Raw genomic sequence first — 21,928 nt, forward strand, 5'->3', positions numbered from 1 at the left:
AGGGCTACGCCCCGTTGCGGCAGCCAGGCTGCTTGAGTGAAGGCTGAATGTGGTGCGCGGCGGTGCCGCGGGTTTCTCGACAGGGCGGCTTCGGACATGGAAGCGGCGGTGCGAACGGTTGCACGCGCGGCGCCCTAGATCGATCGAGAGGGTTTCATTGTGAGCTTTGAGCCGGACCATAAGGCACTGGCGATTTCCGGCGCCGACGTTGCCAGCGAGCGGCCCCCGGCCGACGCGGATTCGATCATCGCCGCCTTGGAAAGGGCAGCCGTTGCAGCCTCCGCGTCCCCACCGTCGCGCAAGATGGTGGGCATGGCCAAGCGTCTCCTGGTCGAACTGCGCGCCTCTTGCCGGGGTCGGGCCGATGCCAAGCCGATGATCCTGCGTGGCCGCGCCGCTCTCAAGGAGGTTGAGGCTGCGTACCGGCCCAACGAGGCGGATGTGACGAAGGATACGGTTTCCGCCGAACGTCGCGCTGCGAAGGCCGAAACAGCGAGCCGCCGCGTTGCTGAAGGCGAGGAGGTCTTCGCTCAGAATGCCGAACGCATGCGCAAGATCGTCGGCGCGTTGATCGCTGCCTCGAAGACCGAGGATCCCAGCCGCTTCACGGTCCAGGCCACATTGTGCCAGCAGATCTGGGACGAGATTGGTCCGGCGGGCGCGGAAGGACCGGCCCTCACCAGGGCTTATCGTAAGGCGACGGCCGCGTTCTGGGCCAAGGCCGGTGTGCCGGATCCCGGCGAGGTCGAGAAATGATGACGTTTTGAGGTTCCGGCGGCCGCGAGGATGCCGCGCCCCGGGACGTAGGGGTTACGTCCCGGGGCTTTGTGCTCAGGCCCGGCGGATCAGCGTACCGGCGCCGTGGTCGGTGAAGAGTTCGAGCAGCACGGCATGGCTCACCTTGCCGTCGAGGATCACGACCGCCTCGACGCCCTGTTCCAGCGCGTAGATACAGGTCTCGATCTTCGGGATCATCCCGCCCGTGATGGTGCCGTCGGCGATGAGGCGGCGGCAATCCTCCAGGGTGAGGTCGGTGAGGAGCTTCTTGTCCTTGTCGAGCACTCCCGGCACGTCGGTGAGGAGCAGCAGGCGCTTGGCCCGCAGGGCTCCGGCGATGGCCCCGGCGAACGTATCGGCATTGACGTTGTAGGTCTGGCCGTCGGCGCCGAAGGCGACCGGGGCGAGGACCGGGATCAGTTCCGCCTTCAACACCGCGTCGAGGACGCCGCGTTCCACATGCTCCGGCTCGCCCACGAGGCCGAGATCGATCTCCTTCTCGGTCTGGCTCTCCGGGTCGATCACGGTGCGCGTCGCCTTGCGGGCGCGGACCATGTTGCCGTCCTTGCCGCAGAGGCCGATGGCGCGACCGCCCTCGGCCGAGATCCAGCCGACGATCTGTTTGTTGATCGAGCCGGCCAGCACCATCTCGACCACCTCGACGGTCGCCTCGTCGGTGACGCGCAGGCCTCCGCGGAACTCCGACTCGATGCCGAGCCGGCCGAGCATACGCCCGATCTGCGGGCCGCCGCCATGAACCACGATGGGCTTCAGGCCGGATTGCTCGAGGAGCACGATATCCTCGGCGAAATCTTCCGCCGCGGCGCGGTCGCCCATGGCGTGGCCGCCATACTTGATGACGACGATCTCCTGATCGTAGCGCTGCATGTGGGGCAGGGCCTGGACCAGAACTTCCGCGCGCACATGCACGTTCGGGAGGGCGTCTTTTGCCAGAGATTCTTTCATCGTGAGGCACTGTCCTCGCTACGGCGCCGGATCGGGATGCGCGACGACGCGCTTCTAGCGCAGCGATGTCGCACTGCGAAGCGCCATAGCCGCCAAAGCTCGGAAAAATGGTCCCGTCGTGAAAGGCGGATCGGTGGTGAGGACTGCCAGCACCAAGGGGGGCATAACCGTGCGTTAACCCTGTCCTGTGATCCTTTGGAAGATTGCACAGGACGCTCCCTCCGATGCTTGCCGCGGATACCACCGTCGCCCGTCCGACCCTCACCGGCCTTCGGAATCTGACTGCCGCCCTCGCCCAGATCGGGAAGGACACCGCCTCTCCCGCAGAAGTCTGGCGCAGACTGACCGACAGCTACGTCGTCGATCTCGATGCCGTCGCCAGCATCCTGCCCCGCGCCGAGCCCGAGCCGACCTGGCTCGTACCTCGTAACGAGGACCGCCTCGTCACCCGCCGATCGCGGGCCGACAATGTATCGCTTCGCGCATGAAGCCGAAGTCTTCGCGCCGTGCATGAGAGTCATGTTCGGCCGGGGCCGAGGCCACCTTGCGACAGGTTTGGCATCTGTCATGCTAGACCAAGTCCAATGAAAAACGACGAGGAACGCTCAGGCAACAATCACGCGGCCGCTCGACGCCTGAGCAACACCGCGGACCTTATTCGCCGAACCGAAAAAGGGGTCCGTCATGTCCGAATTGTTAGCCGTCGCCCTCGTTTGCTCCAGCATGATCGCGGCGCAGGATTGCTCCCGCACCACCGCCCTCGACATCATCGTGTCACCTGCGCACACACCGATGGAATGCATGATCCACGGCCAGACCATGGCTGCTTCCACCTGGAGTGAGGAGGGTGAGAAGCGCTACGTCAGGGTGACCTGCGAGCGGCGCCATGCCGATCTTCGCGGCCTACGCCGGGCGGGCTACGCCGCAGCCATCGTGCTCGTCCCGCGCCACCCGATCTGACCTTGCCCAGCGGCGGGAACCCAGGTGCGATTATGGCCTGACTTCGCACGGCTCGAGCAGGAGCGTCTCGCCCTGTTCGAGGCGGCCGCCGCTGAGCACCTCGGCATAGACACCGCAATCGGTATGGCCGAGTCGCGTCGAGAGGGCCTTGGGGATCGCAAGGTCGCGGAGTCCGGTCGCCGGGTCGACATTCGTCGCCGCGCAGCGCTCCGTCCGCTTCGAGACTTGCAGGCGGACGCCGCCTTTCGACCCTAGGACGCGTCCGACCAGATCGAGTTCGGCAAACGGCGCGAGCCCGGAAAGGTGAAGGTTCGCGCGGAAGCGCAACGGATCGACGGGCGCTCCTACCATGTCCTCGGTCGCCGCCACGCTGGCGAGGTTGAGGAGCGAGACGAAGCCGCGCGCCGAATCCGTGAAGCGGAAGCCCTCCGGCGCGGTGAGCAATTTCGGCGGCCCGCGCAGGGCGTCGGCGAATTCCGTTGCGAAGAACGCTTCCACCGCCTCGCGCCCCTCTGGAACCGACAGGTCCGCCTCGACGGCGGAGCGCCCGTCTTGAGAGATTGTCAGGATCGAACTGTCCGCGTCGTAGCGCGTCGCGAGACGCGCCAGGGCCTCGTTGCGCATCAGCATCAGAAACTTGATCTTGGGCTGGTGCTTGGGGGCCGCCGGATCGAACCCGGACGGCCCGTTCTCGATGGCGAAGAGCCGGTCCCCGGGGAAATAGGCTCCGGCCCGTAGCGTCGCCGCGTCCAGACGCTCTGGCGACAGACCCTTCACCGGATAGCGATGAAGCGCCTCGAGGTGCAGTTCGCTTGAGGGCGTCGGCTGGACATTCATCGCGCCAGCTTCGCCCGAAGCTTTCCTGAAGCGCAAGTCCGTGATCGGGTCTTGTGGTGCTCATATGCAACACTACATCGTAAACATCGGCGGCCCTCGCGGCGCCGGTGTTCCCCGGACCATTCGGTCGGGGAGCGACGTCTCGACGGGGCCGCGCCGCTTGGCGGGCGGTGGATCGTCGGCACGGGGGAGAGGAAAGACATGAATTTCGAGATCTATACCGAACGCGCCCGCGGCTTCGTCCAGGCCGCGCAATCCCTGGCCCTTCGCGAAGGCCACCCGCAATTGCAGCCCGGCCACCTCCTGAAGGTGCTCCTCGACGATCCCGAGGGGCTCTGTGCCGGCCTGATCGACCGCGCCGGCGGACAGTCCCGCGTGGCGCTCGCCCAGGTCGAGCAGTGGTTGGCCAAGCAGCCCAAGGTTTCGGGTAATTCCGCGCAGCCCCAGGCGACGCGCGAACTCGTGCGCCTGTTCGACACCGCCGAGAAGGCCGCCCAGAAGGCGGGTGATTCCTACGTCACCGTCGAGCGCCTGCTCCTGGCCCTCGCCGTGGAGAAGGACACCGAATCCGGCCGTGCCCTCGCCGCCGCCGGCGTCACCGCCGCGTCGCTGAACGCCGCCATCAACGCGCTCCGCAAGGGCCGCACGGCCGACAACGCCACGGCCGAGAACGCCTATGACGCCCTGAAGAAATACGCCCGCGACCTCACCGAGGCCGCCCGCGAGGGCACGCTCGACCCGGTGATCGGTCGCGACGAGGAGATCCGCCGCACCATCCAGGTCCTGTCCCGGCGCACTAAGAACAACCCGGTTCTGATCGGCGAACCCGGCGTCGGCAAGACCGCCATCGTCGAAGGATTGGCCCTTCGCATCGTCGATGGCGACGTGCCGGAGAGCTTGAAGGACAAGAGCCTGCTCGCCCTCGACATGGGTGCGCTGATCGCCGGCGCGAAATATCGCGGCGAGTTCGAGGAGCGGCTGAAGGGCGTGCTCTCCGAGGTCACCTCGGCCGCCGGCGGCATCATCCTGTTCATCGACGAAATGCACACGCTGGTGGGAGCCGGGAAGGCGGACGGGGCGATGGACGCCTCGAATCTGCTCAAGCCCGCTCTGGCACGCGGCGAGCTGCATTGCGTCGGCGCGACCACGCTCGACGAATACCGCAAGCATGTGGAGAAGGACGCGGCCTTGGCCCGCCGCTTCCAGCCCGTCTTCGTGTCCGAGCCCACGGTCGAGGACACGGTCTCGATCCTGCGCGGCATCAAGGAGAAGTACGAGCAGCATCACGGCGTGCGCATTCAGGACGCTGCCCTCGTGGCGGCCGCGACTCTGTCGAACCGCTACATCACCGACCGCTTCCTGCCCGATAAAGCCATCGACCTGATGGACGAGGCCGGGTCGCGCCTGCGCATGCAGGTGGATTCGAAGCCGGAGGAGCTCGACAACATCGACCGTGAGGTAGTCCGCCTCAAGATCGAGGGCGAGGCGCTGAAGAAGGAGACCGATTCCGCCTCCCGCGACCGTCTGGTGCGGCTGGAGAAGGAACTGGCCGATCTCGAAGAGCAGTCGGCCGCGATCACCTCCCGCTGGAAGGCCGAGAAGGACAAGTTGGGTGCGGCGGCCGAGCTTAAGAAGAAGCTCGACGAGGCGCGCAACGAACTCGCCTCGGCCCAGCGCCAGGGCCAGTACCAGCGCGCGGGTGAACTCGCCTACGGCGTGATTCCTGGGTTGGAGCGGGAGCTCGCCGAGAACGAGGCGGCCGCCGAAAGCGCTGTCGCCCGCGACGGCATGGTCGAGGAGGCGGTGACGCCGGCCCATATCGCGGGCGTCGTCTCGCGCTGGACCGGCGTGCCCGTGGACAAGATGCTGGAGGGCGAGCGCGAGAAGCTTCTCGGCATGGAGGCCGAACTGGGCAAGCGCGTCATCGGCCAGCGGGAAGCCGTCGAGGCGGTGGCCACCGCCGTGCGGCGTGCCCGCGCCGGCCTGCAGGATCCGAACCGGCCGATCGGCTCGTTCATGTTCCTCGGGCCGACGGGCGTCGGCAAGACCGAGCTGACCAAGGCGTTGGCCGGTTTCCTGTTCGACGACGACACGGCCCTCGTGCGCATCGACATGTCGGAATACATGGAGAAGCATTCCGTCGCCCGGCTGATCGGCGCGCCTCCGGGCTATGTCGGCTACGAGGAGGGCGGTGCGCTCACCGAGGCTGTGCGGCGCCGGCCGTATCAGGTCGTGCTGTTCGACGAGATCGAGAAGGCGCATCCGGACGTGTTCAACGTCCTGTTGCAGGTTCTCGACGATGGACGCCTGACGGACGGGCAGGGGCGGACGGTGGATTTCCGCAATACGCTCCTGATCATGACCTCGAATCTCGGGTCGGAATATCTGGTGGCGCAGACGGAGGGGCAGGATACGGATGAGGTCCGCGAGGAGGTGATGGGCGTGGTCCGCCATCATTTCCGGCCGGAATTCCTCAACCGCATCGACGAGATCATCCTGTTCCACCGTCTCCGGCGGTCCGAGATGGGGGCGATCGTCGATATCCAGCTTGGGCGCCTCCAGACCCTCCTCGACGAGCGCAAGATCGCCCTCGACGTGGAGCCCGATGCCCGCGACTGGCTGGCCGACAAGGGCTACGACCCGGCCTACGGGGCGCGTCCGCTCAAGCGCGTCATCCAGAAGGCGGTGCAGGACCGGCTGGCCGAGCAACTGCTCGCGGGCCGCATCCATGACGGCGAGGCGGTGCCGGTCCGGCTCGGCCCATCCGGCCTGATGATCGGCGACGATCCCGCTTTACCGGAGCGGCGTCCGGCGAGCGCCACGCTCAACTGAGGCGAGGTTCGCTTCCATGCTTCCGGCGGGGACCGCCTCCGCCGGAAGCCGATCTCATGGCAGTCGCCACCACCTCTCGGATAACTTCTGAATAGACGGGGTTCCTGGCACGGGGAAGAAAGCGCAGTTCATCGACCCGAGCCGCGCAGTGCCAGCTTCACGCGCTGTTCGAGCAGGTTCCACCGCGCCGAAACCTCACTTGCTACGCAGCCACCATAGGTCTGTCCTACGAAGAAGCCCTGTTCGGCCCGGTTTCGGCAGTCGAACACAGGTGGCGCCGCCAGGACGACGAGCACAGCACCGGCAATCGCTGCGGCGCTGGCAAGGATGCCGAACAGCCAGGCCAGTTGCGAGCCGTCGGCCCTCCTTCCGTTGTCAGAAGGGCCGGTTTCCATTCCATCGGTGAGATCACGGAACGGCGCATCCGCATTGGGGCGACGGTCGCGAATGATCTCCTGGACGGATTTGCTCACTGGCCGTGTCACACGTCATCCCCTGGAAGGATCGCGGCGCATAGTGAGACCCGCGGTACTGAAGGAAGGTTGAAGGCGACCCATCCCCGCTGACTTTAGCTTGGTGACAAGCCAAAAAGCCGGGCTTGAGCCTGCTCCATGTTTGGGCAACATGCACGGCATCGGCTTGGTGGACCAGGCCGGATCACGGCGGGATTTCAGATGTCGGCACCCAGTCCAGAATCCCGCGATCCGGTTCAGTCCAAACCGGGAACCGGCCGTCCCGTCGGCGAAGTCGCCACCGATGGCGCCCTGTCCCGCCTCGGCATCCGCTTCACCGTCTGGGCCGAGCGCTGGTTTCCCGACGCGTTCATCTTCGTGGCCATCGCGGTGGTCATCGTGGCCCTCGGGGCGCTCGCTAACGGCGCGCCCGCGATGGTGGTGGCCAAGAGCTTCGGTGACGGGTTCTGGAGCCTGATCCCCTTCACCATGCAGATGGCCTTCGTCACCATCGGCGGCTACGTGGTGGCGACGGCGCCGCCGGTGCAGCGGCTGATCGACCGGCTCGCCCTCGTGCCGAAGACCGGCCGGGGCGCGGTCGGCTTCGTGGCGGCGGCGACGATGCTGTCGTCGTTCCTGAGCTGGGGCCTCAGCCTGATCTTCGGCGGCCTTCTCGCCCGCGCGCTCGCCCGCCGCACCGAACTTCGCATGGATTACCGGGCCGCCGGTGCCGCGGCCTATCTCGGGCTCGGCGCCACCTGGGCCATGGGGCTCAGCTCATCGGCCGCCCAGCTCCAGGCCAATCCGAAGAGCTTGCCGCCGAGCCTGCTGCCGATCACCGGCGTGATCCCGTTCAGCGAGACGATCTTCCTCTGGCAGTCGATGCTGATCGCCCTGATCCTCTTCGTGATCTCGATCATCATCGCCTATGTCTCGGCGCCGCAGCCCGCCACCGCCGTGACGGCCGACGATCTCGGCCTCGACGTCTCGCGCGACAAGCCGGACGAGTCTCGGCCGCAGCAGCCCTCGGAATGGCTGGAGCATTCGCCGATCCTGACCCTGCTCCTCGTCATCATCGCCGCCGGCTGGCTCTACCAGGAATTCGCGCGCCAATCCTGGATCACCGCGATCTCCAACCTCAACACCTACAACCTGCTCTTCCTCACCCTCGGCCTGCTGCTGCATTGGCGGCCGCGGAACTTCCTCGCCTCCGTGGCGAAGGCGGTGCCGGCCACCGCCGGTGTGCTGATCCAGTTCCCCCTCTACGCGGCGATCAGCGCCATGCTGACCAACGCGAAGAACGCGGGCGGTACCTCGGTCTCGGATGTCATCACTCACGCGTTCGTGGCGCTGAACACCACGGGCAGCTTCCCGATTTCCATGGGCGTCTATTCGGCGGTGCTCGGCTTCTTCGTGCCGTCGGGCGGCGGCAAATGGCTGCTGGAAGCGCCCTACGTGATGCAGGCGGCCAACGAGCTGCAGGTCCATCTCGGCTGGGCGGTGATGATCTACAACGCTGCCGAAGCGCTGCCGAACCTGATCAACCCGTTCTGGATGTTGCCGCTTCTCGGCATCCTCGGCCTCAAGGCCCGCGACATCGTAGGGTTCAGCTTCCTTCAGCTCATCATCCATCTGCCGGTGGTGCTGTTCCTGCTCTGGGCGCTCGCCTTCACGCTCACCTACCACCCTCCAGTGATGCCGTAGGGGACGGCCTGTTTCTCGGGCCTGACCCGACTACGTGGCGCGAGCCCGCCGCTCTACCGCATAGGACGAGGGGCGGGCTTTCAAGGGCGTCCCTGCGGCGGACCGCCCATGGCGATCACGCCCGCATCGGCGAGGCCCCGGGCCTCGTCGGCGGCCGAGGCCACGAGCGAGAAACTGACCGGCCGCAGCGGACCGCTGTCATGGCCGGTTTCGCCCTCTGACCAGGAGCTGACGGATATCGGCGTGAATGCATCCGCCATACCGCTGCTCGTCAGACCCTCGGCGCGGGCGCGCGCATCGACGCGCTGGAGGAAGCCCTCACTTCGCACGCCAAGGCGCATTGGCCGGGCGTCGGGCTCGGCCTGCCAGACCGTACGGATGAGGCAGTGCCTGCCGTTATTGTCCTGCCCCCAGGATGCGACGTAGCGCGGCGACAAAAGCTCCACCGCCTTCTCCCGGTCCGGTGCACGGTGTGGGATGGTGTCGATCGCCTCACGCGAGGCGGGCCGCGTCGCGAGCCCCCGGAACGGCGTGCGGCCGTGGCGGATATAACCGAGGCAATCCTCGAAGATGATCCGCATCACCAACGGCTCGTTCTCCTCGATCGGCGCGGCGCTGGCGGGGAAGGCCGCAAGGCAGGCGGCGAGCAGAATCCAGGGTTTCAGCAAGCGATCCTCCCTCCGGCGCGGGGGGTGAGAGAGCGTATACCATCACCCCCGCAGGCCGATGGCGACGGTGATCTAGAAGGCGGTCACGGCGAACCGGTGCGTCAGCGCCGGTCCGTGATCAGGGCGGTGGTAACGCGGGTGAACGGGATCTCGCTGTAGCCTGTGTCGTCTCGATCCATTCGGATGCCCGGCCGATGGCGTGGAGCATTCAATATTGCCGACTTCGCCCTGCCGGTGATGACTGATCCTCTCGTCTGAGCGCCGAGATTTCATGCCCCGCCCATCGGGGTTGGGCACTCGCGAAGGATGATTCCGCGCCGTCCCCTCATTGGGCGAACACCTCGATCCCGTGAAGGAGGCCATCAAGGATGAGGCGTCGAGGGCGTTGAAAACTGCAGGCAAAGACCAGAGTTCTAGTTAATACTCATATAAATCAAGTATATATTTCTTGATTGCCTGTCTGCCTGCAAATGTTTAAGCTTGTCATGCAACTCGATCCTCGTTGGAGAATGCGAAGGGAAGGAACGTCATGGCGTATGTAATGGGCACGGGTCAGGCCGATCTCATAGATTACAGCACGGGTGTGACTGACGAGAAAGACTATATTCTCGGCTACAGTGGCAACGATGTGATCTACGGTCGAGGCGGGAATGATACCATTTTTGGCGACTCCGATTCGGCGACGAATTATATCGGCAGCGACACCCTCTATGGCGGCGGTGGCAACGATCTGCTGATCGGAGATAACGGCGTCGATACGCTCTACGGCGGATCTGGCGATGACCGGTTCGTCATGCGCTACGACTTGTTCATCGACGACGTCTACGGCCAGTCGGGTACCGATACCCTCGCGTTCTTTGCTTTCGACCGAGCCGCCAACGTCAATCTGAGCCAGAAGTCTTATTTCATCGTCGGGGGTGAAGAAGGCAAGCAAACCGTCTCCGGCGTCGAGAATGTGAGTGGGACCGACCAGAACGATAAGCTTACGGGCGATGCCGCCAACAATCTCCTGAGCGGCAACATCGGGGACGACCAACTCAATGGCGGTGCCGGCAACGACACGCTTCAGGGCGGGGACGGGGTGGACCGGGTCGTGGGCGCCAGCGGCGACGATGTCCTTTCGGGGGATGGCTCGTCGGACAAACTGTTCGGGGGCGAAGGGAAGGACGTACTGAACGGCGGGTCGAGCGCCGACATCCTGTTCGGCGACGCCGGCAACGACTCGCTCCGAGGCGATGACGGCAATGACACGCTGATCGGCGGGACCGGCAACGACAGGCTGACCGGCGGCGCCGGCCGCGATACCTTCGTTTTCGATCGGCTCACAGGCAAGGACGTCATCACCGACTTCAGCCCCGGATCGGGCTCGCCCGACGTCATTCGCCTGGAGAAGGATGTGCTGGGCTCCTTTGCCGCCGTGGTCTCTCACGCCGAGAACACCAGCGCCGGCGTCGTCATTCAGTATGACGAGGGCAGCATCAGGCTCGCCGGCCTGCAGGTCGCGGATCTGCACGCGACCGATTTCCTGTTCGTCTGAGTCCCACCCGTAGAACTTCCGTTCTGCTCTAAGGTTCGGAACGAGAGCCGTATGTGAACCGGAACTTTCTCGAGGCACTGCAAGGACCGGGTGCCACTCCGATCCGCCCCTCGACCTTGGACGAACGCGCCCAGGGTCGAGGTGTCGCTAGGATCGAATTGCGGGCGTGTGCTGGCCAAGTGGCCCCTGTCGGGTCCGCGACGGAACGAAAGCGGCCAATGCCGCGACCAGCCAGCCGGCCATCAGGATGACGCCGCCGGTCGGCGCGGCCATCGGAAAGAGCGGAATGCCCTTCAGGGCGCGCAAGGACAGATCACCGGAGAACAGCGCGAGTCCGATCACCAGGGCGGCCGCGGCGACCCGGGTCGTGAGGCGGTGAGTGATCCCGGTAGCCGTCAGGGCCACGAGTGCGATGATGGCGGGCGCGTGGAACAGCAGAAACTGCGCCGCCGTCTTCAGGCTGTCGGCCCCGGGGATATGGGCCGCGGCCGCGCTAGCGGCGACGCCGAGCAGGCCGGCGAGCGCGCCGAGAGCAAGGAGGGCGCGGTCGAAGCCGGTCATGCGCCGCGCTCGGCCAGGATCCGGGCGACGCTCGCCCGTAGTTCCGGCACGCCACGGTCGTCGCGGCTGGATGTGATCAGGATTTCGGGGTAGGCCGCCGGGCGCTTGGCGATGGCGGAGCGGATGCCGGCAATGCGCGCATCGACTTCGGCCTTCTTCAGGGCATCGCCCTTGGTCAGGACGATCTGATAGCTCACGGCGGCCTTGTCGAGCCCGTCGAGCACGTCGGTATCGATGCTCTTCAATCCGTGGCGGGAATCGATCAACATGAAGACGCGGGCGAGATTGGCGCGACCCTTGAGGTAGTCGTGGATCAGGTCGGTCCAGGCCTCGACCTTGGTCTTCTCCACGGCCGCGTAGCCGTAGCCGGGCATGTCCACCAGGGTCAGTCGCCCGCCGATATCGAAGAAGTTGAGTTGCTGCGTCCGGCCCGGCGTATGCGACGTCCGCGCCAGGGTATTGCGGCCGGTCAGTGCGTTGACGAGGCTCGACTTGCCGACATTGGAGCGCCCGGCAAAGGCGATCTCGACGCCCTTCATCGGCGGCAGCGCGGCGACGTTCGGCGCGGAGGACAGGAAATCAGCCACTCCCGCGAACAGCAGGCGGCCGGATTCGAGGAGGGCTGCGTCGGCTTCGGGCTCGGTCATCATGGTCTCCGGCTGAGAGAGGGAAACGTGACGTGTCCCACCATCGACCTCATCCTGAGGTGCCGCGAAGCGGCCTCGAAGGAGGCGTCCAGAAACCGCGTCGGGTCCTGGAGGCCTCTTTCGAGGCCTCCGCTTCGCTCCGGCGTCTCGGGATGAGGAGCCGGGGTGGTCTCGTTGGGAAGAACGCGAAGCCTAGCTCTTGGCCGGTGCGTTCTTGTCGGCGGGCTTCTTCTTGAACATCCCCCCGAGGTTGTCCCACAACTCCACCTTCACGCCGTTACGGCGCATGATGACGTATTGCTGGATGACCGAGAGGGTGTTGTTCCAGGCCCAGTAGATCACCAGACCGGCCGGGAACGAGCCGAGCATGAAGGTGAACACGATGGGCATGAAGGTGAAGATCTGCGCCTGGACCGGGTCCGGCGGCGCGGGATTCATCTTCATCTGGATGAACATCGTGATGCCCATCACGATCGGCCAGATGCCGAGATGGATGAAGTCCGGGGCAGCGAAGGGCAGGAGCCCGAACAGGTTCAGGATGTTCGTCGGATCGGGAGCGGCGAGATCCTGGATCCAGCCGAAGAACGGCGCATGCCGCATCTCGATGGTGATGAACAGGACCTTGTAGAGCGCGAAGAAGACCGGGATCTGGATCAGCACCGGCCAGCAGCCGGCGACCGGGTTGATCTTCTCCTTCTTGTACAGCTCCATCATCGCCTGTTGCTGCTTCATCTTGTCGTCGCCGTAGCGCTCGCGGATCGAGGCCATCTCCGGCTGCACGGCCTTCATCTTGGCCATGGACTGGTACGACTTGTTGGCGATCGGCAGGAACAGCAGCTTCAGGCAGAAGGTCACCACCAGGATCGACACGCCGAAATTGCCGAACAGATGGAAGAAGAAGTCCAACGCGCGGAACATTGGCTTGGTGATGAAGTGGAACCAGCCCCAGTCGATCATCAGATCGAACTGCTTGATGCCGAGATCCTTCTGGTAGCCGTTGATCGTGTTGACTTCCTTGGCACCGGCGAAGAGCTGCTGGGTCGACGTCACGGTCGCGCCCGGGTCGACGCTGCGGCCATCGCCGCGCACGCTGGCCTGATAGACCTTGGTGGCGCCGTCGGTGCGCTCGGTGAAGCTGCCGGTATAGGGGGAGGCCTGGTCCGGGATCGTGGCCGCGGCCCAGTACTTGTCGGTGATGCCGACGAAGCCGCCGCTCACGTTCGCCCAGGCCTTGCCCTTGGTGCCGGCATTGCCGAGCGCCGGCTCCTTGGCAACGTGGTCATAGGTGTATTCCTGCAGGCCGTCGGCGCCGAGGACGCCGATCATGCCCTCATGCAGCACGTAATAGCCCTGCGTCGTTGGCTTGCCCCAGCGCGAGACCAGCCCATACGGATACAGCGTGACGGCGTTCGCCCCCTTGTTCTCGACCTCGTCGCGGATCGTGAACATGAACTTGTCGTCGACGGCGATGACGCGCTTGAACAGCAGGCCTGCGCCGTTGTCGTAGGTGAGGGTCAGAGGCTTTGCCGGCGTCAGCGCGGCGGCATCGGCGGTCCACACCGTGTCGCCCGTGGGGAGGGGGCCTGTGTTCTGACCGACCCAGCCGAATTCTGCGTAATACGGGTTCGCGCTACCGGTGGGCGAGAGCAGCACGATGCGCGGGCTCGAATCGCTCACGGTCTCGTGGTAGCCCTTGAGCGAGACGTCATCGACGCGGCCACCCTTCAGGGCGATCGAACCGGCCAGGGCCGGGGTGTCGATGGCCACGCGCGGGGAACGGGCCAGAGCCGCCTCGCGGCTCTCCACCGATACGGCCGCGTTCGGCAGGGTGCCCGGAACGGGAGCCGAGGGACCACCTTCCGCCGGGCTCGCCGAAGGAGCGCCGGTCGGGTTGGCAGCCTGGGCCGCAGCCTTGTTCTGAAGCTCGGCCTGACGCTGCTGCTCCACGCGGGGGGCGGCGATGAAGTAGTTCCACCCGAGCAGGACCGCCAGCGACAAGGCGATCGCGACGATCATGTTCGTCTTGTCATTACCCATCGAGAGATCCGTCGCGTGTGTTCGAAGGAGGGGAGGCGTCGAAGGCTCCGCTCGCCGCGCGAGGCATCGACGGCGCCTCGTGCTGCAGGGGCGCATCGGCCGCATGATGGCAGGATGGTGTCGGGGCGCCGCGAACCGGGCCTTTCACGGCATCGGCCGGGTTGGCCGCGCCGAGGCGACCTTTCCCACGTCCGGGGCGGTTCTTCTGACCCTGCTGCCTGCCGTCGCTCGGCTTGATCACCGCGCCAACGGAACGGCGCAGATCGGCGACCAGCGTGTCGAAAGGCGCATGCAGAGCGGGGCGACGGGCCACGAGCACGATATCGGCCTCGGCGGACGGCAACTCGGCTGCTGCGCGCTTCACGGCATCGCGCAATCGGCGGCGGATGCGGTTGCGCTCCGTCGCGTGACCGACCCGCTTGGTGATCGTGAAGCCGATGCGAAGTCCATCGACCGCCGCGCTCTCCGAGGTGGCAGGCACAGGCGTGCCGGCCGCATGACGCAGCCGGCCTTGGGCACTCATGAGCTCGGTGTGAAAACGGCGCCCTCCCGCAGCAGCGAGAAAGTCCGGTCTCCGCTTCAGCCGTCCGATCGTCGACACTGCCGGTTCGATCCTGCGGCCAAGGGGCGAGGTCATCGCTTGGGCAAGCCTCGGGTTGATCAAGGCCTACCCCAGCGGACTACGCCGCCGGGGCGCCTAGAAATCAGGCCGAGAGCTTCTTGCGACCGTGCGAGCGGCGGGCAGCGATGACCTTGCGGCCGCCGGCCGTCGCCATGCGAGCGCGGAAGCCGTGACGACGCTTACGCACGAGCTTGCTGGGCTGATAGGTTCTCTTCATGGCGCGATCTCCGATGGCCGAGGATCGATCCGGCTGGCTGCAGGAGCCCCACCGACATCTTCACTCGCCCTGAAATGTGTCTGCAAGCGCGAAGAGCGCCCACATGGGGCGCGGCAACGCGATGGCGCGGCTTATGGCGGAGAGGGGGGGCGAAGTCAATTCTGGCGCGGGCATTTCCCAGCGCCCGTTCTGTCGCCGGACCGTGTCCGCCCTTAGTCGGGCGTTAACCTTTTCAGCTTATGAAGAAATCATATCCGGTTTTCCGGATGTGGGGCAGATTTCGGTCTGCCGCTGTTTTGATGCCTCTGTCGACTTCACCAAAGCCGCCCCTCCGGGCGGCTTTTTTTTCGTTCCGCCGATTCGCGGAACGACGTCGCCAAATGCGGTTTCATCGGCACCAGTCCGGCCCATTAACGTTAATCTCCGGTCAACGGCGCGGGGCGGCACGTTCGGCGCTAGTGTTGCGCCTCTGGTCGCGAACGCACTGATCGTGTCTCAGATCGGGACAAAGCGGTCCGGTAGCGGCACAGGAGGCAGGATGAACGAGTTGGATGTCACCTTTCGCGACGAGCGGGACTGGGTCAACTTCGGCGACACGTATGTGAATTCCGAGGCCTTTCGCGTCCTGTTCCGCGAAGGCATGACCATGGTCGAAGAAGCCGCGGTCTATCTCGATGGCGATGGACGCGAGGAATCGCGGCTGCTGTCGCGCGACAGCACCCTGTCCTATGCCAGCGAGAGCATGCGCCTCACCACCCGGCTCATGCAGATCGCGTCGTGGCTTCTGGTGCAGCGTGCCGTGTCGGAGGGCGAGATCACCCCCGCCCAGGCCCTCCAGGAGAAGACCCGCGTCCGTCTCGCGACACCGGAGACCTTCCGCGCCGAGACCTTCGTCACTCTCCCGGCCCGCCTTCAGGACCTCACCGTCCGCTCGCGCCGGCTCCACGCCCGCATCCTGCATCTCGACGGCCTCATCTCCGACGACCGCCCGACCCCGGTCTTCGGGGAAAGCCCCGTCGCCGCGCAGCAGGGTCTGCTGCGGAGCGCCTTCGGTACCGCCCACTGAAACAGGGTTGGGCTTCGATGCCTGAAACGCGAAAGGGCGGCGCCTCGATGGCGCCGCCCTTTCGCGTATCCAAAACCCTCCGCCGCCACCAACCGGTCGCGGCGGTCAGTTCGCTCGAATCACTTCTTGCCGAAGGACAGGGCGCCGAAGCGCGAGTTGAACCGCGAAACACGGCCGCCGCGATCAAGCATCTTCTGCTCGCCGCCAGTCCAGGCCGGGTGCGTATTCGGGTCGATGTCGAGGTTGAGGGTGTCGCCCTCCTTGCCGTAGGTCGACCGGGTCATGTAGTCGGACCCATCGGTCATCACGACCTTGATGAAATGGTAGTCGGGATGTTCGGTACCCTTGGCCTTGTCGGCCGCACTCTTTGCCATGACGAAATCCTTGAATAGCCACGCCGACCGGCCCGCCTGGCGGCCCGCGGCCTTAGATCACGCGCAATCGGATGAAGGCGGGCCTATACCCCACGTGCTTCTTCCGAACAAGCGGTCGGGCGCGGGAGATCGTCGGGACCGCTATTTTCTTGAAACCGATTCTGTGTCGGGGATGATGACGAGGCACGATGGCTCGCGGGCGTAAAAAGAATTCACAGGGCGAAGGCCCGGGCGGCAACGGTCGCGGCAAAGCTCCTCTCGGGTCGCTGAGGCCGCTGATTCCCTTCGCCTTGGTCTATCGCGGTCGCATCCTCGCGGCGTTCCTGTCGCTGCTTTCGGCCTCGGTTGCGACCCTCGTGGTGCCGATCGCCCTGCGCCGGGTGATCGACCACGGCTTCTCGCCCGAAGGCCACAGCGTCATCGACGCTTACTTCATGGCTCTGATCGGCGTGGTGTCGGTGCTCGCCCTGTCGAGTGCCGCCCGGTACTACACCGTGGTGACGCTGGGTGAGCGCGTGGTCGCGGACCTGCGCAGCGCGGTCTTCGCCCGCCTCACCATCCTCGATCCCGCTTTCTTCGACCGCACGCAATCGGGCGAGATCGTCTCCCGGCTCACCGCCGACGCGACCCAGGTCAAGGCCGTGTTCGGGGTCTCCATCTCGATCCTGCTGCGAAACGCCTTCCTGTTCGTCGGCGCAGTGGTGATGATGGTCATCACCAGTCCCAAACTGTCGATCCTGGTTCTCGTGGCGATCCCGCTCATCGTGTTCCCGCTGATCCTGTCCGGACGCGGCGTGCGGCGGCGTTCCCGCGCGGCGCAGGACCGGCTCGCCGACGCCTCGGCCTATGCGGCGGAGGCGATCGGGGCGATTCGCACCATGCAGGCCTTCGGCATGGGTCGCGCCACGGCGGAGCATTTTGGGCAGGCTTCCGAGAATGCCTATTCGGCCGCCCGTGACTCCGTGAAGGCGCGCGCCCTGCTCACCGGCGTCGCGATCTTCCTCATCTCCGCCAGCGTCGTCGGGGTCATGTGGTACGGCGCCCAAGGGGTGCTGGCCGGCACGATGACGGCGGGCCAGCTCTCGCAATTCGTGCTCTACGCGGTATTCGGCGCCAGCGCCCTGGGGCAGCTTTCAGAGGTCTACGGCGAACTCGCGCAGGCCGCCGGCGCCGCCGAGCGCCTTGGCGAGATTCTGGCCGCCGAGCCCGCGATCCGCGCACCCGCCGAGCCGAAACTCCTGCCGGTGCCGCCGCGCGGCGAGGTGGCCTTCGAATCGGTCCGCCTGACCTATCCGACCCGGCCGGAGCATCCCTCCCTCGACGGGATCAGCTTCCAGGTGGCGCATGGGGAGCGCGTCGCCCTCGTCGGCCCTTCGGGGGCGGGCAAGACCACGGTGCTGCAGGCGCTGCTGCGCTTCTACGATCCGCAATCCGGCATCGTGCGCGTCGATGGAATCGACATCGCCAGCGTCGATCCGGATGCCCTCCGCGAGCGCATGTCCCTCGTGCCGCAGGATCCCACTGTCTTCTCCGGCTCGGTGATCGAGAACATCCGCTACGGTCGCCCACGGGCGAGCGAGGCCGAGGTTCATCGCGCGGCGGAACTCGCCCATGCGGACGGCTTCATCCGCGCCCTGCCGCAGGGCTACGACACACAGGTCGGCGAGCGCGGCGTCACGCTGTCCGGCGGTCAGCGCCAGCGTGTCGCCATTGCCCGCGCCATTCTCAAGGACGCGCCGATCCTGCTCCTCGACGAAGCGACCTCGGCCCTCGATGCCGAGAGCGAGCGCGCGGTGCAGACCGCGCTCGATACGCTCATGCGGGGGCGCACGACCCTGGTCATCGCCCATCGGCTGGCAACGATCCGCGCTGCCGACCGCATCCTCGTCCTCGACGGCGGCAGGATCGTCGAGACCGGAACGCATGAGAGCTTGCTGGCGCAGGGGGCGCTCTACGCGCAGCTGGCCGCCCTGCAATTCACCGACGCCCTCGATGAGACGGCGCGGGGGAAAGAACCGAAGACGAAGCGGTTCACCCTGCCGGCCGAATAGGCGACAATGCGGGGAGGGGGCGTTGCGGGAAAGGCCCTCTCCACAGGCAAATGCGCCGGATGTGGTAATGGTAATGGACCGTGAACCGCGACTCGGGATGGGTTGAGTCATGGCGCGCATCCTCAAAGATCCCGGTTTCGTCCACCTCCATGTCCACTCGTCCTTCTCGCTGCTCGAAGGGGCGCTGAAGGTCGGCGACATCGTCAAGGCGGCCGCCGCCGACCGGCAGCCGGCGCTGGCGCTCACCGACACCAACAACCTGTTCGGGGCGCTGGAATTTTCCGAGAAGGCCGCCGGAACGGGCATCCAGCCCATCGCCGGCATGCAACTCTCGGTGGTTTTCGAGGCGCCGGACCCGATGGCGCGGCTGTCGCAGATCACCACCTCCAACGTCGTCGTGCTGGCGCAGAGCGAGGCCGGCTACGGCAACCTCCTGCGCCTGGCGAGCCGTGCCTATTTCGACGGCCCCCTGGGCGATGCGCCCCGTCTCACCGTAGAGGCACTGGCGGCGAACGCGGAAGGCCTCATCGCCCTGACGGGTGGCACCACCGGCCCCCTCGATACGGCCCTGCGCGGCGGACGTGTCGAGCTCGCCGCCGCCCGCCTCGCCCAGCTGAAACAGGCTTTCGGCGAGGACCGGCTCTACGTGGAGATCCTGCGCCACGGGCTCGATGACGAGCGCATGGTGGAGCGCGAGCTGATCCGGCTCGCCGATTCCAACGGCCTCTCGATCGTGGCCACCAACGAACCGTTCTTCGCCAAGCCTGACGATTACGACGCCCACGACGCGTTGCTCGCCATCGCCGAGGGGCGCCTCGTCTCGGACGAGCGCCGCCGCAAGCTCACTCCGCGCCACGGCTTCAAGACCCGCGCCGAAATGGCCAAGCTCTTCCACGACCTGCCGGATGCCCTGTCCGCCACCGTGGAAATCGCCATGCGCTGCACCTATCGGGTGCGCACCCGCAAGCCGATCCTGCCGAATTTCGGCGTCGTGGCCGCTCTCGACGCGCTGCCGGTGGAGGCGGTCTCGCCGGATGTCGCCGAGGAGATCGCGCTCGACGAGCCGTCCGAACTGCGCCGCCAGGCCGAGGCCGGGCTGGAACTGCGCCTTGCCCAGCACGGCCCCTGCGAGGGCATGACCAGCCAAGTCTATCGCGATCGTCTGGCCTTCGAGCTCGACGTCATCGTGAAGATGAAGTTCCCCGGCTACTTCCTCATCGTGTCGGACTTCATCAAATGGGCCAAGGACCACGACATCCCGGTGGGGCCGGGCCGTGGTTCGGGTGCCGGCTCGCTGGTGGCCTACGCGCTCCTGATCACCGATCTCGACCCCCTGCGCTTCGGCCTGCTGTTCGAGCGCTTCCTCAACCCCGAGCGCGTCTCGATGCCGGATTTCGACATCGATTTCTGCGTCGATGGCCGTGAGCGCGTGATCCAGTACGTGCAGGAACGCTACGGCCACGAGCAGGTCGCGCAGATCATCACCTTCGGTACGCTGCAGGCGCGCGGTGTGCTGCGCGACGTCGGCCGCGTCCTCGAAATGCCCTACGGGCAGGTCGACAAGCTCACGAAGCTGGTGCCGCAGAACCCGGCCAACCCCGTCACCCTGGTCCAGGCCATCGAGGGCGAGCCCAAGCTTCAGGCCGCGATGGAGGAGGAGCCCGTCGTCGCCCGGTTGATGCAGATCGCCAAGAAGCTCGAGGGTCTGCACCGCCACGCTTCGACCCACGCGGCGGGCGTGGTCATCGGCGACCGGCCGCTGGAACAGCTCGTGCCGCTCTACCGCGACCCGAAGACCGGGATGCGGGTGACCCAGTTCAATATGAAATGGGTGGAGGCGGCGGGCCTCGTGAAGTTCGACTTCCTCGGCCTCAAGACCCTGACGATGCTGCGCTGCTGCACCGACCTCCTGGCGCAGCGCGGCATCATCGTCGATCTCGCCTCGCTGCCCCTCGACGACGCGGCGACCTACACGCCGATGAAGCGCGGCGAGACGGTGGGCGTGTTCCAGGTGGAATCCGCCGGCATGCGCAAGGCGCTGGTCGAGATGCAGGCCGACCGGTTCGAGGACATCATCGCCCTCGTGGCGCTCTACCGGCCCGGCCCCATGGCCAACATCCCGGTCTATTGCGAGCGCAAGCTCGGCCGCGATGCCGGCAACGAGGCGAGCTGGTACCCGCACGAGAAGCTGGAGCCGATCCTCAAGGAAACCTTCGGCATCATCGTCTACCAGGAGCAGGTGATGGAGGTGGCCAAGCTTCTGGCCGGCTACTCGCTCGGCGACGCCGACATGCTCCGCCGCGCCATGGGCAAGAAGATCAAGGCCGAGATGGACGCCCAGCGCGACCGTTTCGTGAAGGGCTCGGTGGAGCGCGGCCTCACCGAGGCCAAGGCCAACGAGATCTTCGACCTGCTGGCGAAATTCGCCGATTACGGCTTCAACAAATCGCACGCCGCCGCCTACGCCCTGCTGACCTACCAGACGGCCTATCTCAAGGCGAATTACCCGGTGGAGTTCCTAGCCGCCGCGATGCAGCTCGACATCGACGTCACCGACAAGCTCGCCGAGTTCCGCCAGGACGCCCAGCGCCTCGGCATCCCGGTGGACCCGCCCTCGATCAACACCTCGGGGGTCAATTTCGAGGTCCATGACGGGCGCATCGGTTATGCGCTCGCCGCCATCAAGGGCGTGGGCCGGGCCGCCGTCGAGGCCGTTGTGGAAGCGCGCGGAGACACGCCGTTCAAGGACCTCGCCTGCCTGGCGCGCCGGCTCAACCCGCGCCTCATCAACAAGCGCACCCTGGAGAATCTCGTGGCGGCCGGCGCCATGGATTGCATCGAGGTCGACCGCGCGCGGGCCTGCGCCGCCGTCGAGCCGATGATGAAGCTGGCGCAAGGGGCGGCGGAGGCGGCCAATACGGGCATCGTCGACATGTTCGGCGGCATCGCTTCGGCCGACGTGACCCTGCGGGTGCCCACCTACGAGCCCTGGCCCATGGCCGAGAAGCTGAAGAAGGAATACGAGGCCATCGGCTTCTTCCTCTCGGGCCATCCGCTCGACGAATATGCCGGCCTGCTGGAGAAGCTGCGCGTCCAGAGCTGGGCCGAGTTCTGCCGCTCGGTCCGCGCCGGCACGTCGAGCGTCGGCAAGGTCGCCGCTTCCGTCCTCGACCGGTCGGAGCGCCGCACCAAATCCGGCAACAAGCTCGGCATCGTCACGCTCTCGGACCAGACAGGGCATTTTGAGGCGATCATCTTCCAGGAAGGCCTCGGCCAGTACCGCGAGATCCTGGAGCCCGGCCGCCCGCTTGTGCTCCAGATCCAGGCCAATCTCGAAGGCGAGGATGTGCGCGCGCGCATCGTCACCGCCGAGCCTCTCGACGAGGCGGTGGCACGCCACCAGAAGGGCATGCGCGTCTATCTCCGCGACGAGCGCCCCATCGTCAGCGTGCAGCAGCGCCTGCAGGTACGCGGCGAGGGCGAGGTCTCTCTGATCCTCCTCCTCGACGGCGGCGACCGGGAGGTCGAGGTCAAGCTCCCCGGCCGCTACCAGGCGACGCCGCAGATCGCCGGTGCCCTGCGGGCAGTGCCCGGTGTGGTGCAGGTCGAAGTGAACTGAC

General features: G+C 66.2%; 19 protein-coding genes. 9 read left to right on the top strand and 10 right to left on the bottom strand.

Annotated elements, in window-relative coordinates:
• The first annotated feature begins 159 nt into the window (after window positions 1-159).
• The gene (locus IPV08_RS00715; protein ID WP_348646052.1) at window positions 160-756 is read left to right on the top strand and encodes a hypothetical protein; all 597 of its coding nucleotides are present in this window, start codon (window positions 160-162) and stop codon (window positions 754-756) included.
• Between the two features lie 75 nt (window positions 757-831).
• On the opposite strand, the gene argB is transcribed toward IPV08_RS00715, so the two are convergent.
• Complete coding sequence (gene argB / locus IPV08_RS00720; protein ID WP_056431748.1) at window positions 832-1,743, bottom strand: acetylglutamate kinase; 912 nt, start codon at window positions 1,741-1,743, stop codon at window positions 832-834.
• Between the two features lie 224 nt (window positions 1,744-1,967).
• Here argB and IPV08_RS00725 point away from each other — a divergent pair, with 224 nt between their 5' ends.
• Together IPV08_RS00725 and IPV08_RS00730 are read left to right on the top strand one after the other, a co-directional pair.
• Window positions 1,968-2,231, top strand: a complete 264-nt coding sequence (locus IPV08_RS00725; protein WP_056431752.1) for a hypothetical protein — start codon at window positions 1,968-1,970, stop codon at window positions 2,229-2,231.
• A gap of 196 nt (window positions 2,232-2,427) precedes the next feature.
• Window positions 2,428-2,703: a hypothetical protein gene (locus IPV08_RS00730; RefSeq protein ID WP_056431754.1), complete on the top strand. Its 276-nt coding sequence runs from the start codon at window positions 2,428-2,430 to the stop codon at window positions 2,701-2,703.
• Between the two features lie 30 nt (window positions 2,704-2,733).
• On the opposite strand, the gene IPV08_RS00735 is transcribed toward IPV08_RS00730, so the two are convergent.
• Window positions 2,734-3,540, bottom strand: coding sequence for an MOSC N-terminal beta barrel domain-containing protein (locus IPV08_RS00735; RefSeq protein WP_207410073.1), 807 nt, complete (start codon window positions 3,538-3,540; stop codon window positions 2,734-2,736).
• A 201-nt stretch (window positions 3,541-3,741) separates the two neighbouring features.
• Between IPV08_RS00735 and clpB the strand changes: the two genes are divergently transcribed.
• Window positions 3,742-6,372: an ATP-dependent chaperone ClpB gene (clpB, locus tag IPV08_RS00740; protein WP_207410074.1), complete on the top strand. Its 2,631-nt coding sequence runs from the start codon at window positions 3,742-3,744 to the stop codon at window positions 6,370-6,372.
• A 128-nt stretch (window positions 6,373-6,500) separates the two neighbouring features.
• On the opposite strand, the gene IPV08_RS00745 is transcribed toward clpB, so the two are convergent.
• Window positions 6,501-6,845: a hypothetical protein gene (locus tag IPV08_RS00745; RefSeq protein WP_210348137.1), complete on the bottom strand. Its 345-nt coding sequence runs from the start codon at window positions 6,843-6,845 to the stop codon at window positions 6,501-6,503.
• A gap of 201 nt (window positions 6,846-7,046) precedes the next feature.
• Here IPV08_RS00745 and IPV08_RS00750 point away from each other — a divergent pair, with 201 nt between their 5' ends.
• Entirely contained in the window at window positions 7,047-8,528 is a 1,482-nt protein-coding gene (locus IPV08_RS00750) for a TIGR00366 family protein (protein ID WP_246747702.1), read from the top strand.
• Window positions 8,529-8,608: 80 nt separating this feature from the next.
• Here the strand turns inward: IPV08_RS00750 and IPV08_RS00755 are convergent, their stop codons facing one another.
• Window positions 8,609-9,196, bottom strand: a complete 588-nt coding sequence (locus IPV08_RS00755; RefSeq protein ID WP_207410076.1) for a hypothetical protein — start codon at window positions 9,194-9,196, stop codon at window positions 8,609-8,611.
• Between the two features lie 541 nt (window positions 9,197-9,737).
• On the opposite strand from IPV08_RS00755, the gene IPV08_RS00760 reads away from it, so the two are divergent.
• Window positions 9,738-10,733, top strand: a complete 996-nt coding sequence (locus IPV08_RS00760; RefSeq protein WP_207410077.1) for a calcium-binding protein — start codon at window positions 9,738-9,740, stop codon at window positions 10,731-10,733.
• 147 nt (window positions 10,734-10,880) lie between these two features.
• Here IPV08_RS00760 and IPV08_RS00765 read toward each other — a convergent pair whose 3' ends face one another.
• The 5 genes from IPV08_RS00765 to rpmH form a co-directional block, all read right to left on the bottom strand.
• Window positions 10,881-11,294: a DUF423 domain-containing protein gene (locus tag IPV08_RS00765; RefSeq protein ID WP_207410078.1), complete on the bottom strand. Its 414-nt coding sequence runs from the start codon at window positions 11,292-11,294 to the stop codon at window positions 10,881-10,883.
• Window positions 11,291-11,941 carry a ribosome biogenesis GTP-binding protein YihA/YsxC gene (gene yihA / locus IPV08_RS00770; RefSeq protein WP_056432386.1) on the bottom strand — a complete coding sequence of 217 codons (651 nt, stop codon included), beginning with the start codon at window positions 11,939-11,941 and terminating at the stop codon, window positions 11,291-11,293. The genes IPV08_RS00765 and yihA overlap by 4 nt, the downstream gene beginning before the upstream one ends.
• Before the next feature lie 192 nt (window positions 11,942-12,133).
• Window positions 12,134-13,978, bottom strand: a complete 1,845-nt coding sequence (yidC, locus tag IPV08_RS00775) for a membrane protein insertase YidC (RefSeq protein WP_207410079.1) — start codon at window positions 13,976-13,978, stop codon at window positions 12,134-12,136.
• The gene (gene rnpA, locus IPV08_RS00780) at window positions 13,971-14,615 is read right to left on the bottom strand and encodes a ribonuclease P protein component (RefSeq protein ID WP_210348138.1); all 645 of its coding nucleotides are present in this window, start codon (window positions 14,613-14,615) and stop codon (window positions 13,971-13,973) included. Before rnpA ends, yidC begins: the two co-directional genes overlap by 8 nt.
• Window positions 14,616-14,682: 67 nt before the next feature.
• Entirely contained in the window at window positions 14,683-14,817 is a 135-nt protein-coding gene (gene rpmH, locus IPV08_RS00785; RefSeq protein WP_018045311.1) for a 50S ribosomal protein L34, read from the bottom strand.
• Window positions 14,818-15,355: 538 nt separating this feature from the next.
• Between rpmH and IPV08_RS00790 the strand changes: the two genes are divergently transcribed.
• Window positions 15,356-15,883: a DUF1465 family protein gene (locus IPV08_RS00790; protein WP_207410089.1), complete on the top strand. Its 528-nt coding sequence runs from the start codon at window positions 15,356-15,358 to the stop codon at window positions 15,881-15,883.
• 119 nt (window positions 15,884-16,002) lie between these two features.
• On the opposite strand, the gene rpmE is transcribed toward IPV08_RS00790, so the two are convergent.
• Window positions 16,003-16,257 carry a 50S ribosomal protein L31 gene (gene rpmE, locus IPV08_RS00795; RefSeq protein ID WP_018045309.1) on the bottom strand — a complete coding sequence of 85 codons (255 nt, stop codon included), beginning with the start codon at window positions 16,255-16,257 and terminating at the stop codon, window positions 16,003-16,005.
• A 188-nt stretch (window positions 16,258-16,445) separates the two neighbouring features.
• Between rpmE and IPV08_RS00800 the strand changes: the two genes are divergently transcribed.
• Both IPV08_RS00800 and dnaE read left to right on the top strand, forming a co-directional pair.
• Window positions 16,446-18,308: an ABC transporter transmembrane domain-containing protein gene (locus tag IPV08_RS00800; RefSeq protein WP_207410094.1), complete on the top strand. Its 1,863-nt coding sequence runs from the start codon at window positions 16,446-16,448 to the stop codon at window positions 18,306-18,308.
• A gap of 109 nt (window positions 18,309-18,417) precedes the next feature.
• Window positions 18,418-21,927, top strand: a complete 3,510-nt coding sequence (dnaE, locus tag IPV08_RS00805; RefSeq protein ID WP_207410096.1) for a DNA polymerase III subunit alpha — start codon at window positions 18,418-18,420, stop codon at window positions 21,925-21,927.
• Window position 21,928: the final 1 nt, after the last annotated feature.

Source organism: Methylobacterium sp. SD274 (assembly GCF_017355285.1).
Lineage (GTDB): Bacteria > Pseudomonadota > Alphaproteobacteria > Rhizobiales > Beijerinckiaceae > Methylobacterium.

What these genes read in the sequence shown, in the direction of transcription:
- argB (WP_056431748.1), bottom strand. Translation starts at nt 1,743, where the DNA reads ATGAAAGAATCTCTGGCAAAAGACGCCCTCCCGAACGTGCATGTGCGC.
- IPV08_RS00725 (WP_056431752.1), top strand. Translation starts at nt 1,968, where the DNA reads ATGCTTGCCGCGGATACCACCGTCGCCCGTCCGACCCTCACCGGCCTT.
- IPV08_RS00730 (WP_056431754.1), top strand. Translation starts at nt 2,428, where the DNA reads ATGTCCGAATTGTTAGCCGTCGCCCTCGTTTGCTCCAGCATGATCGCG.
- IPV08_RS00735 (WP_207410073.1), bottom strand. Translation starts at nt 3,540, where the DNA reads ATGAATGTCCAGCCGACGCCCTCAAGCGAACTGCACCTCGAGGCGCTT.
- clpB (WP_207410074.1), top strand. Translation starts at nt 3,742, where the DNA reads ATGAATTTCGAGATCTATACCGAACGCGCCCGCGGCTTCGTCCAGGCC.
- IPV08_RS00750 (WP_246747702.1), top strand. Translation starts at nt 7,047, where the DNA reads ATGTCGGCACCCAGTCCAGAATCCCGCGATCCGGTTCAGTCCAAACCG.
- IPV08_RS00760 (WP_207410077.1), top strand. Translation starts at nt 9,738, where the DNA reads ATGGGCACGGGTCAGGCCGATCTCATAGATTACAGCACGGGTGTGACT.
- IPV08_RS00765 (WP_207410078.1), bottom strand. Translation starts at nt 11,294, where the DNA reads ATGACCGGCTTCGACCGCGCCCTCCTTGCTCTCGGCGCGCTCGCCGGC.
- yihA (WP_056432386.1), bottom strand. Translation starts at nt 11,941, where the DNA reads ATGACCGAGCCCGAAGCCGACGCAGCCCTCCTCGAATCCGGCCGCCTG.
- yidC (WP_207410079.1), bottom strand. Translation starts at nt 13,978, where the DNA reads ATGGGTAATGACAAGACGAACATGATCGTCGCGATCGCCTTGTCGCTG.
- rnpA (WP_210348138.1), bottom strand. Translation starts at nt 14,615, where the DNA reads ATGACCTCGCCCCTTGGCCGCAGGATCGAACCGGCAGTGTCGACGATC.
- rpmH (WP_018045311.1), bottom strand. Translation starts at nt 14,817, where the DNA reads ATGAAGAGAACCTATCAGCCCAGCAAGCTCGTGCGTAAGCGTCGTCAC.
- IPV08_RS00790 (WP_207410089.1), top strand. Translation starts at nt 15,356, where the DNA reads ATGAACGAGTTGGATGTCACCTTTCGCGACGAGCGGGACTGGGTCAAC.
- rpmE (WP_018045309.1), bottom strand. Translation starts at nt 16,257, where the DNA reads ATGGCAAAGAGTGCGGCCGACAAGGCCAAGGGTACCGAACATCCCGAC.
- IPV08_RS00800 (WP_207410094.1), top strand. Translation starts at nt 16,446, where the DNA reads ATGGCTCGCGGGCGTAAAAAGAATTCACAGGGCGAAGGCCCGGGCGGC.
- dnaE (WP_207410096.1), top strand. Translation starts at nt 18,418, where the DNA reads ATGGCGCGCATCCTCAAAGATCCCGGTTTCGTCCACCTCCATGTCCAC.